15 protein-coding genes are annotated in these 14,807 nt (G+C 70.9%); all 15 read right to left on the bottom strand.

The annotated features are described in order from the left end of the window. Positions 1 to 34: 34 nt before the first annotated feature. Positions 35 to 1,813, bottom strand: a complete 1,779-nt coding sequence (locus ACLJQM_RS10495; protein ID WP_410630956.1) for a vWA domain-containing protein — start codon at positions 1,811 to 1,813, stop codon at positions 35 to 37. A 35-nt stretch (positions 1,814 to 1,848) separates the two neighbouring features. Then, the gene (locus ACLJQM_RS10490; protein ID WP_410630955.1) at positions 1,849 to 3,084 is read right to left on the bottom strand and encodes an AAA family ATPase; all 1,236 of its coding nucleotides are present in this window, start codon (positions 3,082 to 3,084) and stop codon (positions 1,849 to 1,851) included. 44 nt (positions 3,085 to 3,128) lie between these two features. After that, positions 3,129 to 3,386 (bottom strand): hypothetical protein, encoded by a 258-nt coding sequence (locus ACLJQM_RS10485; RefSeq protein WP_410630954.1) that lies wholly within the window; start codon positions 3,384 to 3,386, stop codon positions 3,129 to 3,131. An 802-nt stretch (positions 3,387 to 4,188) separates the two neighbouring features. Further along, positions 4,189 to 6,516, bottom strand: coding sequence for a BTAD domain-containing putative transcriptional regulator (locus ACLJQM_RS10480; RefSeq protein ID WP_410630953.1), 2,328 nt, complete (start codon positions 6,514 to 6,516; stop codon positions 4,189 to 4,191). A gap of 120 nt (positions 6,517 to 6,636) precedes the next feature. After that, positions 6,637 to 7,032, bottom strand: coding sequence for a hypothetical protein (locus ACLJQM_RS10475; RefSeq protein ID WP_410630952.1), 396 nt, complete (start codon positions 7,030 to 7,032; stop codon positions 6,637 to 6,639). An 18-nt stretch (positions 7,033 to 7,050) separates the two neighbouring features. Next, the gene (locus tag ACLJQM_RS10470; protein ID WP_410630951.1) at positions 7,051 to 7,485 is read right to left on the bottom strand and encodes a pilus assembly protein TadG-related protein; all 435 of its coding nucleotides are present in this window, start codon (positions 7,483 to 7,485) and stop codon (positions 7,051 to 7,053) included. Beyond that, positions 7,485 to 7,886, bottom strand: coding sequence for a TadE/TadG family type IV pilus assembly protein (locus tag ACLJQM_RS10465; protein WP_410630950.1), 402 nt, complete (start codon positions 7,884 to 7,886; stop codon positions 7,485 to 7,487). Before ACLJQM_RS10465 ends, ACLJQM_RS10470 begins: the two co-directional genes overlap by 1 nt. A gap of 53 nt (positions 7,887 to 7,939) precedes the next feature. After that, positions 7,940 to 8,911 carry a hypothetical protein gene (locus ACLJQM_RS10460; protein ID WP_410630949.1) on the bottom strand — a complete coding sequence of 324 codons (972 nt, stop codon included), beginning with the start codon at positions 8,909 to 8,911 and terminating at the stop codon, positions 7,940 to 7,942. Beyond that, positions 8,832 to 9,215, bottom strand: a complete 384-nt coding sequence (locus ACLJQM_RS10455) for a TadE/TadG family type IV pilus assembly protein (protein WP_410630948.1) — start codon at positions 9,213 to 9,215, stop codon at positions 8,832 to 8,834. Before ACLJQM_RS10455 ends, ACLJQM_RS10460 begins: the two co-directional genes overlap by 80 nt. A 1-nt stretch (position 9,216) precedes the next feature. Continuing rightward, positions 9,217 to 9,411 (bottom strand): hypothetical protein, encoded by a 195-nt coding sequence (locus ACLJQM_RS10450; RefSeq protein WP_410630947.1) that lies wholly within the window; start codon positions 9,409 to 9,411, stop codon positions 9,217 to 9,219. Positions 9,412 to 9,429: 18 nt separating this feature from the next. Next, positions 9,430 to 10,317, bottom strand: coding sequence for a secretion system protein (locus ACLJQM_RS10445; RefSeq protein WP_410630946.1), 888 nt, complete (start codon positions 10,315 to 10,317; stop codon positions 9,430 to 9,432). Next, positions 10,314 to 10,976, bottom strand: coding sequence for a type II secretion system F family protein (locus ACLJQM_RS10440; protein ID WP_410630945.1), 663 nt, complete (start codon positions 10,974 to 10,976; stop codon positions 10,314 to 10,316). Before ACLJQM_RS10440 ends, ACLJQM_RS10445 begins: the two co-directional genes overlap by 4 nt. Positions 10,977 to 11,209: 233 nt before the next feature. Further along, on the bottom strand, positions 11,210 to 12,571 hold the full coding sequence (locus ACLJQM_RS10435) for a CpaF family protein (RefSeq protein WP_410630944.1): 1,362 nt from the start codon (positions 12,569 to 12,571) through the stop codon (positions 11,210 to 11,212). Further along, the gene (locus ACLJQM_RS10430; RefSeq protein WP_410630943.1) at positions 12,568 to 13,395 is read right to left on the bottom strand and encodes a hypothetical protein; all 828 of its coding nucleotides are present in this window, start codon (positions 13,393 to 13,395) and stop codon (positions 12,568 to 12,570) included. The genes ACLJQM_RS10435 and ACLJQM_RS10430 overlap by 4 nt, the downstream gene beginning before the upstream one ends. Next, positions 13,395 to 14,096 (bottom strand): SAF domain-containing protein, encoded by a 702-nt coding sequence (locus ACLJQM_RS10425; protein WP_410630942.1) that lies wholly within the window; start codon positions 14,094 to 14,096, stop codon positions 13,395 to 13,397. The genes ACLJQM_RS10430 and ACLJQM_RS10425 overlap by 1 nt, the downstream gene beginning before the upstream one ends. Positions 14,097 to 14,807: the final 711 nt, after the last annotated feature.

The raw sequence follows: 14,807 nt of genomic DNA, 5'->3' as shown, positions 1-14,807 counted from the left end.
ACATCGCGGCGGCGACCGTCAGCGCGAGATGGAGCTAGCGGCGGGCGGCGGCACGGAGTGCCTTGGTCGCGGCATGCCCGATGGCGCGAGCGGCCGAGGTGGGGTCGTTCAGCACGTGGACGGTCGCCCCGTCGAGCGGGGTGTCGGAATCGCTGGTGGCCAACCACAGCACCGCGCACCCGGACGCGCGCAGCCGATCGAGCTTCTTCTGCCCGTCGCGGCGGGGATCGGCGCGGAAGTTGCCATCCGACACGATCACCACCAGCCGGGCCGCGCCGGGGCGGGACAGGCCGAGGGCGCCGTCGAGCGCGTCGAGCGCGCGGGGGATGTCCTCGTAGTTGTCGTTCGAGCAGAATTCGGTGACCTTGGCGGGCGGCTTGCCCGGGTGGGTCAGCGGGCGCACGTGGTGGCCGAAGATCACGCTCGCGGTGTCGGCGGGCACCCGGGTGTGACGGGCGGCGTTGGCCAGGATCCAGGCCGCTGACGCCACGTGAGCACTTACCCAGTCCATTGAACCGGACACGTCGCACGCGATCCCGACGCGCAGCGGCGGCACGGTGACCGGCGTGCGGATGGTGCGGGTGAACGGCTCGGCAGTCACCACGGCCCCGGCCGCACGCTGGGCTTCGGCCGCACGCACACCGCGCATCCGCAGCCGTCCCGGCGGCACCTCCGAGGTCGAGCGCACGGCCACTCGTTCCGGGGTTCCGGCGGTGTCCAGCGCCCGCGCGAGCACCCGCGTGGCCGTGCGCTCCTCCGGTGTGGGCGAGCGGGTGCCCGACGTCCTGGTGTCGCCGCTACGGGGTCCGCCGGTGCCGAACACGCGCCGTGCCACTGCGCCCGCCTTCTTCTCAGCAGCCTCTTCGCGTTCCTTCGCGGCGGCAGCGACGGCGGCAGGGTCCTCGGGCGCCTTCTCCCCCGCGACCTTCGCCGCCACGCCGCCCAGCACGGCGCCGATGGCGTCCGCCAACGGTGACGGGGCGGCCGGAGTTCCGGGGCCGGGCAAGCCGCCCAGCGGGTCGGAGGTCCCGGGCGAGGCCGGCGGCGAGGTCGGGTGCGGACTGTCGGGGTCGGTGCCGAGGATCTCGCACCATTGCCGCCCGAGGTCAAGCATCTCCTCGCCTGCGTCGTCGGCGATCCGCAGCGCTTGCCGCCACACCTCCCGCAGCTTGTCGAGGACGTCCTTGCCGAGCACGTCCTCGACGACCCGGGTGACGGGTTGGACCTCGGCCGGGGTGAGCACCCCGCCGTCGGCCCGTCCCAGCAGCAGGGCGGCGGAACGCGCGGCGTCGGCGGCGGTCATCTTCGGAGCGGTGTCGGGGTCGGCGTAGAGGTCCAGGTCGGTCGCGACGATGCCCTTCACGCACGCGCGCAGCCAATGCCGGTCGTCCGGACGGCGGCGGATGTGCGCCGCTTCCATACGCGGCTCTTCCAGCAACAGCGCGGCCGCGACCACGGCGGGCGGAGCGTCGTCCGGCGGTTCCCACGCTGTGTGTTTGGCGTGTCCGCACTCGTGGGTCAGGGCACCCCATGCGGAGGCGTAGCGGGGACGGTCGGACAGGTTGGCGGGGTCCACGGTCGCGGGATCCACGCCCAAGTGGTCACCGTCGACCTCGATCAGCGCGCGGTGCGGGTAGAAGCACGCGGGGGCACCGCCGCCCGCGCCGGGGGCAACGCTGACCACGAGGTCGTCGCGGTCGGCGATCACGGGGACCTCGTCGGCGAACGCGGCGGACAGGCTCAGCCACTCCGGACGGGCGGGGAACACGGCGGCACCGGTGGCGGCCGGATCGGCAGTGAAGTGGGCGCTCATGGCGTCAGTCCTTTCGCGCGGTTCGCCGGGCGGGTTCAGGGTTTGGCGGTGACGCGGGCGCCGAGGGCGAGCGGGGCGACGGTCTTTCCGAACACGTCGCGCACCACGGCGGCGACGGTGACGCGATCCTCTTCCGGCGCGATGCCAACCAGGTTCCCGGCGGCGGCGTCGAGGTCCCACGCGTCGGCGAGCTTCTTGAACGCCAGAAGCTCGCGCAGCTGGGGCGCCCACCCGATCTCGCCCTTTTCCTGACGGGTCGCAAGGTTGCGCGCCACCCGCACGGCCTTCTTGTCGACTCCCAGTTGTTCGGCGAGGGCGTAGTCGCTGGAAACCTGGATGTGCACGGAGAACCGGGAAGACAGCGCGTCGGTGAGGATGGCCCCGTGCACGCCGGGGTTGTGCCCGGCGACGACATAGAACCCTGGCGCAGCCTTGACGACTTCGCTGCCGTTGGGCTTGACGACGATCTCGCGGCGTCCGTCCATCGCCGGATAGACCACGGCGAGCACGGTCGGCGGAATCAGCGTCGCGTCGTCGATGAACAGCGGCAGCCCTTCGCGCATCGCGCGGACCAGCGGGCCGTGGACGAACACGAAGTCGCCGCCCGGGATTTTGGTGAAGTCGCCCACGAGATCGGCGACCACGGTATCGCAATCACCTTGGACGGTGAGGCAGTCGTTGAAAGCCGCTTCCACTACTGACGTCTTCCCGGTGCCCGGCGGTCCGTACAGGAGCGCGGCCACCGCTGCGTCGCGCAACCGCTGCAGCGCGGTCACGTCCGGCATCCCGGACAGGAGCCGGGGGTGATAGTCCATCCCGTTAGGACGTTTCACCGTGCCAGTGACCGTCGTCGCCGGTCGCGTGGTGACACCGGCGGTGCTGGAAGACACGGACGGCGTCGAAGACGCGACGCGGGCCGTCGCGGGCGGCTTACGGCGGGGTGCGCGCGGCGTGCATGGCGGGGCGGGGGTGATGACGGGCGCAGCGGCGGCCGCCGTCATCGCGGTCGCGCGGTAGCCCAGCGGCGCGGTGCTCGCCAGTTCGGCTGCCCCGGCGTCCGCCAGCGTTTTGCAGGCGTTGCCGACCGCGCCGGATGAGCGGTTCAGGGTACGCGCGATGCTGCCCGGGCTGTGGGTGGTTGCGGGGTCGTCGGCGAGCACCTTGGCAACCATCGCGCGAAGTTCGCCGTTGCGGAGCCGCGTCGCTTTCGCTCCGGCCGGGGTGGTCGGCCCGGTGACGGATGCCGTAGCGGGCGGGGTGGGCCTGGTCATCGCGGTTTCCTTTCACGCGTAGGCGGGCGGGTGGCTTGACGCAATCAGCGCGGCAGTGGGGCCGCGTAGCAAAACACGTCGTCGGTGCCGTCAGGGCACAACGCGAACACGTCGTGGTAACCCATTTCCCGGAGCGCGGCGGCTTGCGCGTATCCACCGCAACGGCGGCACGTGCGGGTCCGGGCGCCGTCCGGACCGTGAACGGTGATTTTCCGGCCGTCCATCGTGACCCGGTAGGCCAGTTCGGCGACACCCTCACCGTTGCGGCTGACAATGGGACCGGTTCCCGGGTCGTTGGACATGAGGTTCCCCGTTTCATTGACGGCGCCCGCTCCGGGCGGCCGTTGGATTTGTTTCCGGATTTTCCGGTGACACGACAAACGTAACTCGACAAACCAGCGCCGCACAATAGGTTTTCGCACCCCGTTCGGGTGACACATTTGACACCATTCAAGGAATAGAAGGCAATTACCAGCGGAATGCATTAACACAGGCCGACGGACATCTCGGCGGTCAACAACGCTTCTGCACAGATAGGCGAATGTGCATTCCTCTTGCAATGAACCAGATAGGAAGGCACCCATCGGCACAAGGCGAGATAACCATCGAAGTAGAGCCACGGGCACCTGAACACGGGAGCCTGGCAGACAAGACGGGCCCGATGTGCTTACCTGCTTGTCGCCAAGCGAGTCTGGGGTATCAGCGGATCCCCCAGCGGAGCCTCTGACCTGCACGTATGCGCGCCCACGGAGGATCCACCTTAGGCGGCCCGCAGAGCGGCAGGGCGATCGGCGGGTGCACGGGAACCCCCAGTGGCAGCCCGGTGAAGACGGGGCGACCCCCCAAGCCGATGAACTCCCGAGGTGCCGGCAGCACAACACCATGCACACACCAGGAAAGAGCACCAAGACACCGGTGGCGAACCCACGAATTACAACGACTTCGAACGAAAGCACCACGAGGCTTTTCTTGTGCGACGACGATCAGCACGTCGACACTAACATCCGTCGCTGCGAATCAGCCATTTCAGCATCGAGGTATTTCGAAGGCGCCGACACGCGCTGAGGCAGCGAGCCTTCTCGATAACCAGGTGTCATCGCGGGATCAGGGTGCAGCAGGTGCGATCCCGACGTGAAATTGTCGGAGGCGCTCGGCGAGCTCGACTGTCGCGGGTGTCGGAGTCTCGTCGATCTCAGCGAGGCGCGCTTCGAGCAAGCGCAGCGTTCTGGGGATCGCGTCGTGCCGGCCGAGGTTGTGTTCGAGGCGCATGATGTCGCGGTAGAGCAGCTCGTTGTAAGGGTCGAAGTCCCGCGCCGATTCGAGTAGCTCCAAGGTGGCCTCGGGATCATTCTGAACCTGTGCGCGAGCAAGTGCTGCAACGGCGTCGAGGGCGTCGCGGCGGACTCCCTCGCGCAGCGCGGTCAGCCATTCGGCCTCGACGCCGGCCGCCAGCTCGCCGCCGTAGCTGGAGACGATCGCGGCGTTGGCTGCGGCTCGCTGCTCGTCTTCGGTTGTTGCGCGGCGGCGAGCGAGCGCTTCGGCGAAGGACCAGTAGTCGACCTCGGCGACAGCGGGGTCGATGCGATACCGGCCGTGCTGGGCGATCACGAGGTCGCCGATCTCGGACGAGGTCGCTTTGTGGATGTTCCCGCGAAGACGCGAAAGGACGGTGCGCAGCACCGCGGCCGGATCCTGCGCTGGGCGATTGGCCCACAGGCTGTCGATGATCGCGGCCCGTGGAACTCCCTGTGGATGAAGGGCGAGGTAAAGCAGGAGCTCCCACAGCCGTTGCGACACGCTGCCCGTGATCTCGACGGCGTGGTCCGGGCGGCTGGCATCCGGTCGCCACAGCAACCTCGGCGGCCCGAAGACCGCCAGCACCAGCGGTGCCACGAGATGCCGAGCGTCGACCGCAAGCACCACGCCCGGTTCAGCCACTGATTCGGGTGGTTCGGGGGCCGGCGGACCGGCGATCTCCAACCCATGCGTCAGCTCGAGCACAGGGTCGTCCGGAGCCCGATGTCCAGCATCGAAGAGAGCGAAGAGTTCGCGGGTCGCGGATTCGGGAAGGGAGAAGGCTCGCCTGCCGCGAAGTCCCTCTCCGGGGCCGGGTGAGGTCGCGGTGATGACCCCCGCGGCGTCGACGTAGGCAGTGACGCCGGAGCGCCACTGCCCGAGCAGCAGTACCGTCGTCTTGGAGCCAGCTTCGGCGAGGATGCGCTGCACACCGGTGTGGTCGGGTTCGCCAACCGGTGCACCGGCCACGAGGATCAGGTGGTTGCCCGCAGCGCTCCCGAGGTGTGCGAGCGCTGCAGCGAGGTCGTCGGCAGCGTGGACGCATTCCGGCAACTCGGCGCCGGGTTCCGGGAAGCCGAACAGGTCGCGCAAGTCCGCGGCCGGCGCGGCGACTTGCGCTCGGCCGGTGGACGTCATGGCCGTGAGCAGCAGCGCGCGGGCCGCGGCGTGGCTGCCGGGGCCGACCAGTCCGAGGCCGTGCGTCGCCGCGGCGTTCAGCGCCAGCTCTGCGGCTGCCTCGTCGCCGGGCTCGCCCAGCTCGATCCCCGTATCGGGTTCGTCGTTCAGCTCGTCGGGTCCGCCTTGGGCACGCCGGTGTGCCCGGTCCAGCTCGTAGACGACTGGGGCGACGGGTAGCTCGTCGCGTCGGCCGCTGCCGGGTCGGTAGCCGGCGCGGTGGCGTCGTCTGGCTACGAGCAGCGCCGCGCTGACCGCGCCTGCCAGGCCCAGCCCAACGTAGACGCCGGGCTCCCATGACGAGCCCGAGCTCGGAGTACCGGCGGACGGTGCCGCCGGGCTCGGCGGGGAGACAGCCGCGGGCTCCGCTGGTGGCGACCGCCGCTGCGGTGGTCGGGGATCGACGGGCCTGGTCACCGACGGGAGGTGGATCCGATCGCCTGGGTGGACCAGGCTGGGCGACGTCAACGTACGACCACCGGGCTGGCGGCTCCCGGTGTTCAGGCGCCAGATCTCCGGCCACCGATCACCGTCGCCTATGCGGCGTTGCGCGATCCGATACAGCGAATCGTGGACGCCGTCGTGGGGTGGACGCACCAGCTCGACGTCCTCGGGCGACGGCGGGGTGGCCGAGGAGGCCGTGTCGGCCGGGACCGTGCTGTTTCCGCTGGGCGCGGCGAGGGCAGTGCGGCTGACGCACGAGACGATGACAGCGGCGATGAGCGCCACGGCAACCCGACGGAGCGGACCACCACGCCGAATGAGATCCGGATTGCCGACGGCGAGGACGAGATCCCGCACGCACCCGAACAGCTCGACAAGGAACGCGCCCCACAGCAGCCACGCGCCGCAAGCGAGCCCGTTGAGCAGCAGGCCTGTCGACGGCGCGGCCGTTAGTACCTCGCCGAGTTCCGCCGTGGTGGGCAGGTGATCCGGGAGAGGCCAGCCGATGAACCGCACTAGTACCCAAGGCAGCCCGGCGCACAACCCGGTCAGCAACGCGAGCGCTACTCCGGCCTGCGCTAGCCGTCCCACGCCGAGGACGAGTGCGTGACGAGCGAGCACGACAGCGTCCGTGGCTCAGGTTCGCTGGCCGTGGACAGCTGGGGGCTGCATTCCGGGCGCCGGCGGACCTGACCGAGGTTCCAGCGGAGTGGTCGCGGGCTGGGTTTCCGGTTTCGGTCGGCGGCTGCCGGGTGGCCGACCGCGGCGAGCGCGGGGTTTGCCGGCGGTGAGCCACCCGGTGAGGTCGGCGGCCGGGACGTCGGTGAACTCGGCCAGCTCGTCGACGCCGATGACGTCCGCCGCCGCGGCGAGCACGGTGCCGAGCGTGCGTTCGACCTCCGACAGCTCTTCGGCCAGCGCGGCTCGCCGGCGTGCGAGCTCCCCGACCTCGCGGGCTGCTGCCGTCCTCCTGGCGCTCTTCTCCGCGTCGGCCTTCTCGACGCGCCGTTCGATCTCGTCGGTCGTGATCATGGCTTCTTCCTCCGGTGTTCAGGGCTCGAGCGCGATGACGCCACGCTGGGGATGGGCGGTGCCGCTGCCGTGGGCGCCGATCGCCTGGATGCCGATGAGCGACAGCAGCTGAGTGCGCTGGCTAGTCATGACGGTGACGGTCACGGCGTCGAGGGTGGCGGTCACCGTGCCGGTCGCGCTGACCGCGGCGAGGTACCGGCGGGCCAGCGCGTCGGCGTTCGCCGGTACCAGCCGGAGTGCTCCGGTTTCCCGGTACGCGGCGAGGTCGATCGCTTGCGCGCCGGCGCGTGCAGCGGACTCGGCCTGGCCGGTAGCGCGGACTTTGGCGGCGAGCGCGAGGCCGCCGTCGAGCCCGAGGCCCGCCAAAGCCAGCAAGCCGGCCATCAGCACGACAACGAACGCCGAGACCTGGCCCCTGTCGGCTCGCCACCACGCCGCGGTGCGGGCGTCCATCACGCGCCTCCGACCGTGGGCTGGGAGCGGTAGGTGTCGATGACTTCGCTCGCGGTGGCGCTGAGGGCCCGGGATCCGGGCACGCCGAGCAGCAGGGCCTGGCCGAAGTCGACGGTGCAGCGGACGCTGACGACAACGGTGCTGCCCGGGATCGAGGACGTCCTCGTGCTGACGGCGGCGTCGCGGCAGACCGGCCCGGCGTGCGCAAGCGCCGAGGTGGCGGTCGCTTCTGCGGCAGCCGCGGCGGCTGCGGGCGTGCGCTGCAGGCTCGCGGCGCGCGCCGCCTGGTGGGCAGTGTCATCGAGCCGGAGTTTCGCGTCGACGCCGCGGTGGACCACCACGGCGACGAACACCAGCAGCATGACCACGACCGGAGCGATCAGGACCGCTTCGACGGTCACCGACCCGCGCTCGGCAAGCCACCAGCTCCCTGCCCGGCCGCGCCGGATAGCGTTCACCGGACCGGCTCCGCCGGCGAGCGTTCCCACGGGAACGGGCCGGCTCCGGTCAGGTCCCGGGCCGCGGTCACGAAGGCGAAGACCGACCTCGGCAGCTCCGCGGCGATGTCGACCACCGGACGGATCGACACGGCCTCCAGCTCGGCGCAGATCGCGGTGGTGTGGTCGAGCAGCTCGGCGCGCCGCAGCTTGGCTTCCCATTCCCGCGCGAGCGTGACGCACCCCTGCAGGTGGAAGACCAGGTCGTCGAGCAGCGCGTCGAACTCCGCGATCGCCGCCGCAATCGTGGCCGCGAGGTCGCTCTCCCCCGCTGTCGCGACCCGCGCGGCATGCCGGCGAGCAGCGTCCGTCGCGAGCAGGCGGGTCAGCGCCTCCCAGACGATCTGGTGGACTCGCCCGGGCAGCTCGGGGTCGAACCAGTCGCGTGCCGATGTGTCGTGCAGCTCGCCGGTGAGGTCGGCCAGGAGTCCTGCGGTTCGGAAAGCGGCCTGGTCCAGGTTGGCGAAGTCGCGGCTCCGGAGAAAGAACTCTCCGGGCGTTCGTTCCAACCGGCAACGTCGGGGCTTGTGCTGGTGCTTGCTGGCCAGACCGGCCGCGGTGATCAAGGCATCCAGCAGCCCGCTCAACACGAGCACGATGGCCCCGCCGTTCATCAGCGCGCCCAAGAGGGTTTCGCCGCGTCCGGTGCCCAGCACGAAGGAGAAGACGAGCAGCCCTGCTCCGCAGCGGATCGAGAGGACTCGCACCAGAAACGTACGAAGCACCTCCGTCCGCCAGCGTTTCGTTGTGAGGGCTGGGTTCCACAGCATCGTGTCCGATCCGTCGACGAAATCTCCGACGGTCACCGGCTCCGGCTTTTCCAGCAATGGCATGATTTCTCCCCTTCGATCAGGCGTCGGGAACGAACCTTTCGACCGCGCCTGTGGTTTCGGCGTGCACGTGCAGGTGCAGGCCGGGCAGAACAGCAACGACCTCGCCTTGCACACTCGCCGACGCCGAGGTCGCGGTCCGCTCGACGTCCACGTGCGACGACCGGAGCGGACCGTTCGCGAGGTCGTCGATGAGCCGCTGGGCGGCGGCGTGGCCGGCAGTGGCGGTGCCGTCCTGGGAACGCGCGGTGGCCAGCCCGGCGGCTGCGGCCGCCTGCGCGACGTGGGTCGCGTGCGACCAAAGGGCGAACTGGACGATCGCCAGCAACGCCAGCAGCAGCAACGGCGTGGCGATCACCAGCTCGGCGGTGGCGGCCCCTCGGTCAGCCGAATCAGACCGCATGTCAGCCGCCGAGGTCGATGCTGTTGGCCTTCGCGGTGAGCTTGGCGGCGATGATGGCGATCAGCGCGATGGCGAGCACCGCCATGAGCGCGGTGACGATGACCGTGGTGGTGATCTCGCCGCGGCTGCTGTCTTTGCGCAGCAGAAGAATCCTTACGGTGAAGAGGTTCCAGAGGGTTCGGCAGTGGGTCAGCATGGTGTCTCCTGTGGACGGTCAGAGTCCGTTGAGGACCTGGGTGACGGCCGGGTAGGCGATGAATCCGAGGAAGCCGAGGAACAGCAGGGTGACCGGCAGGGCCATGCGCTCGGTCGCGGCTTGGGCATCGGCCTCGGCGTCGGCGACCAAGTGGGTGCGTACCGCAGTGGCTTTCGCTGCGAGGGAAGCCCGGACCTTGGCGCCTTCAGTGCCGGCGAGGGAGATGGACGCCGCCAGCTCGGCGAGTTCGGCGATGTCCAGTTCTTCCCCGAGCCGGCGCAACGTCGACCATGGTGCGCTGCGGGTCAGCTGGGCGGCGTCGAGGGCGCGGCGCAGCTGGCCGAAGGCGCCGCCGCGCCCGACGTCCGCGGCTGCCAGGAGTGCCGCCTCGACACCGGAGCCGCCGGCGAGGCTGATCCAGACGAGGTCCAGGAAAGCGGAGAGCGCGGCGCGGAACTCTGCACGTGCGCGCGCGGCTTTCGCGTGGACGTCGAGGTCGGGCGCGATGAACCCGGCTGTGGCGAGCGCGAGGGCGAGTACCAGCGGTACCTCGAAGCCGAGCGGCACGTCGACGGCGGCGAGCAGGCCTTGCAACAGGAGCGGCGCCAGCAGACCGGCGCAGGCCAGCAGCGCCTTCATGGCAAGGTGGGTGTCGGTGCCGCGGCCCACGAGGCGGAGATCCGGGCCCAGCCGAACACCGGGCAAGCCGAGGGCGCGCAAGCTGGGGATGACGGGCCGGGCCAGTGCGGTGGCCCACGACGTCTCGGCTACCCCCGCAATCGGGCCGATGTCGTCCTTCGGGTCGGCGAACCGGCCACGAAGCGCGGCCTGCGGCGGGATCGCCCAGATCATGATGAACCAGAGGCCGATGCCCGTTCCAAGGCCGAAGGGGATCGCGGCGGTCATGCTCGCTCACCCGCCCACGCCGCCGCAGCTGCGGCAGTCGGCTCGGGCTCGGGTGGGTCGCCCAGCGAGAGCACCCTGGCAACCGGGCGGCCGGCGGCGATCCGGGTCAGCCAGCCGAACCCGCTGCCGAACAACGCGCCGATGGCGAGCAGGACAGCTTGGCCGACCGGGCTGTCGTAGGCGACGAGGTACTCGCGGTTGAGCACCACGACCCCGACGGCGAACGCGATCGTGGTGGCGACGACGACCCGGACGGACGTTCGAGTGCGGGCTCGGCCGGTTTCTACCCGCATCCGCATCGCCGCCTGCGCTCGCGCGGTCTCCGCCAGCGAGCCGAGCAGCTCGCCGAGCTGGCGAGCGTGGTGTTCGGCTGCCAGGACCAGCGAGGCGATGACCAGGTCCGCGGTCGGGTCGGCCAGCTCGTCGGCCAGGCGCCGCAACGCGGCGGCGAGCCGTTGTCCGCTTCGCAGCCGCGCCGCGAGGCGGCCGACGTCCTCGCGGATCGCCGTGGGTGCGAGCGGCGCGGTCGCGAGGATCGCCTGCTCGAGCCCGGCCGCGGCCGAAAGGATGTCGCGCAGCATCTCCGTCCACGACGCCACGGCCTCGATCCGCGCAACCCGGCGGACGTGCGCACGGTCGGGCCCGACCAACGCAGGCAAGAACCACACGGCGGCCGCCGCAAGCACTCCCCCGACTATCCAGCCGGTCGCCGCGCCAGCCACCGAGCCGGCGCCGAGTGCTACGACCAACCGGAGCGGGCGCGTTCGATCGGTTCGCCGCCGCACGTTCCGGAAAGCAAGTACCCGAGCCGGTGGTCGACGGAATCCGACGATGACGAGCAGCAGACCCGCGGCGGTACCGAGTCCCGCAGTACAACCGATGAGAGCGCTGGTCACCTCGCCCACCACCCCTCCGGCGCGGCCAGAAGACCCGGGTCGAATCCGGCGTCGACCAGGTCGTCGAGCGTGTCGGCGCGCAGCGCGCCGGCAACCGGACGCGCACGCAGATCGGGGCCCGGGCGGTAGACCTCGTTGGAGACGACGGTTCCGCCGTCGGCATCGACGACCTCGCGGATCGAGGAGACGACCCGGGTCGTGCGGTCGGCGGCCTTGGCCAGGTGTACGACGAAGTGCACGCTGGACGCGACCAGCAGGGCCGTGGCTTCCAGCGAGAGCCGTTCAGCGCCCTGGGCAGCGTAGGACGCCAACCGGGTGAAGGCGATCTTGGAGCTGCTCGCGTGCAACGTGGCCATCGAGCCGTCGTTGCCCTGGGACATCGCGTTGCACATCGGGATGACCTCGGGCCCGCGGATCTCGCCGACGATCACGCGGTCCGGGGACATCCGCAGGCCCCAGCGGACGAGCTCGGCCTGGCTGATCGCGCCCACGCCTTCGACGTTGGCTTCCCGAGCCTGCAGCGCGGTGACGTCCGCGTGCAGCTCGTGGTCGAGCCCGAGGCCGAGTTCGAAGGCGTCTTCGACGGTGACGATGCGTTCGAGCGGGTCCATCTCCGCCGCCATCGCGCGGAGCAGGGTCGTCTTGCCGAAGCCGGCGCCGCCGGTGATCAGGATGTTCTTCCGGGCGCGGACGAGAGCGCGCAGGAATCGCTCGAGGCCGACGTCGAGGGTGCCGCGCCGACGCAGCTCGGCGAGGCTGGTGGTCAGGAAGCCGTGCCGACGGATCGAGCACGCCGTCACCCCGTCGGCGGTGAGCCCGAGCACCGCGAAGAGGCGCTCGCCGCCGGGCAGCTGGAGGTTCAGCGCCGGCGAGCCGCGGTCGAAGCGCCGCTCTTCCGACGACGCCCTGGCCGCGAGCGTCCGGACCAAGTCGGTCAGCTCGTCGTTCGAGACCGCGACCGGTGCGACCTGGGCCCGCGAGCCGTCCGCGTACTGGACGAAGACGCGGTCGAAGCGGTTGACGTTGATCGTCTCGACCTTCGGATCCGCCAGCAGCGGCTGCAGCCCGCCCAGCCCGAACACCTCGTCCAGCACCGTCTCGACGAGTTGTTCTTCGGCACCCGGAGAGAGCAGCACCCGACCTGCCTGCAGCTCGGCCTCGCTGTGGGCGGCCATGGCACCGCAGAGGACGTCGCGAGCCCACTCACGGCGCCGCGCCGGGGTCAGGGGTTCCGCGGCGGTAACGGTCCGGCTCGGCAGCTCGTCGGCGAGGGTGCGCCTGAGGAACTCGCGCAGGCGTACCTGGGGACCGGAGTCGGCTTCCGGGCCGGGTCGTCGGTGTTCGTCGAGCACGGTCATGACCGGACGTCCTTCCCCAGGACAGGTGGGCGCAGAACACGAACGCCGGAAGCCGCGGTGGGCTGGGCAGGTACGCCTGGCACCTGCTGAACGGCATCCAGCACCGGCGGGGACGGTTCGCGAGAAGGCCCAGCGGCGAGGACCTGGGCAACGACGCTCGCGACCCGGACGAGCCCACCGGCTCGGCGGCGATGGGGCGCTGCTCGCCCGGTGTAGTTCGCGGCCCCGCTCGGATCGTCGGGAATCCTCGCCATGACAGGGATGCCCAGCTCGCGCTCGACCGCGTTGGTCGCGTGCCCGCCGCCGGCGAGCACCAAGCACGCGCGAGCTGCGATCCGGCCGAGATCGTGGACCCGGGTGGCGAGGTGGGCAAGTTCGTCGCTGTGCGACCCGGAGATCACCAGCAGGACGTCCGCGTGACGGATCACCGCCTCGGTGGGCGAACCCGGGTCCAGCCGCCCGCAGTCGGCGAACACCGCCACCGCCGGACGGTGGGCGAAGAGCGGTGAGGTCGCGGAGGTCAGGGTGCCCAACGCGGCACGCGCTTGGTGCGCACCTGGCGGTCCCGCCATCACCTGGATGCCACCGGGAAGCGGCTGGGTGTGGTTCCAGACGACGTCCTGATCCACCGGCTGCCGGGCGGCCGCCGCGAGGCTGAGCAGGCCCGGCGATGCGGCCAGGCCGAATCGTTGCGCGAGGTCACCGCCTGCGGGATCGCATTCGACAACCACCCGACGGGCGCCCGCCGGCCAGCTCGCGGCCAAGGCGACGGCGAAAGTGGTGACGCCCGGCGAGCCCTTCACGCTGGTGAGAGCGATCAGCATCAGCGCTCACCGCCCGCGAGCATGACCAGCGACACCTGGCCGACGGGGACACGCGCGAGGGCAAGCGCGGCGTCGCCCACGAGCTGCAGCGAGATCACCGTGGCCTGGTCGGTCTCCGCCTTGGCCAGCCCGGTCACCGTGGCCGTCCACATCTGCCCGCTTTCCTGGGCGGGCGGCGAAGCGGCGGTCGAGGGCGGCGCGGTGACCGCGACGAGGACCGATGTCCCGGGCGTGATTTCCAGCGGGAACTGGCCCGGCTTCAGCGCGACTGCCACGATGGCGTGCCCGGTGGCCGGGACCGATGCCGGGCCGACGCTGCCCGGGGTGAGCAACGCTCCCGGGCTGAGGCTCGTCGCCATCCGCCGCCCGAGCACCGCGGTCGCCTGCTCCGCCGGGACCGTCGCGATCGCGTCGGCCGGCGAGATCTCGACTTCGCGGACATCCGTTCGTTCGAGGACGTGCCCGACACTCACCGGCCGAGCGACCGCCAGTACCGTGACGCGGCCCTGCGCGCTGGTGGTCCACCACAACGCGCCACCGACGCACACGAGCACGAGCAGGACGCCGACGAGCAGGTGCGGCAGCCGACGTCCGGTTCGTCGACCGGTCGGTACTGCTGCCGGCTCACCTTTCTTCCCCAGCCACGAAACGGAACCGGCCTCGATTCCCGTATCGCGCTCACCGGTACGGATGCTGGTCACGAGATGCCTCCAGGCATGGTTCGGCCGCGCCGCGTGCCTCACGGAAGCTGGCGCACAGCGGAGATGGGAATGTGCGAGACGGCTGTCGAAAGCCAGTTGGTCAGCGGAGCCCGGTGCCGAGCGCTTGGATCTCGGCGACGCGGAACGCTGCCGCCGCTGACGTCGTCAGGTCGGGGAAGGTGCCACTCGCCCCGGCTCCGGACCAGGTCACCGTCCAGTGGATCGTCGCGCCTACCGAAAAGCGTTGGTCCGGGGCCGTCGCCGACGACCGGCGATAGGTGTGGCCGCAATCCGGAGAAGGTGCTGAGGCGTCTCCGCCGGTTGTGAACGGCGTTCCCGGGCCCTGGCAGCTCACGGTCCCACCGTCGCCCGTCACCCAGGAAACGGACTGCGGCGTCGCGACCGCCGTCACCGAAACCCCGGGAACGGCCGCCGTCGCCTGCCTCACTCCCCAGCTACCGCGGTCGAGCCACAGCCACGTCGGCAGGTTCACCAGCTTGTCGCCGGCCGGGTTCGCCTCGATAATCGGAGCGGGCAAGCGCAGCCGAGCGCGAGCTTGCTTGGCCAGCTCTTGCGGAGAGGGCAAGGCTGCCTCAGCAGGAGCCACCCCGTCGGGGAGCCAGATCGGCGCTCGGTACAGGCCATCACGAAAACCCGGGCCGGAACACCGATAGACGTACCAGCCTCCACCGGGCTGCGGCTGTCCACTGC

The sequence above is a fragment of the Amycolatopsis sp. cmx-4-83 genome (genome assembly GCF_046548815.1).
Lineage (GTDB): Bacteria > Actinomycetota > Actinomycetes > Mycobacteriales > Pseudonocardiaceae > Amycolatopsis > Amycolatopsis pretoriensis_A.
The sequence above is the reverse complement of the archived record's forward strand: the minus strand, read 5'-3'. Positions and strand labels throughout refer to the sequence as shown.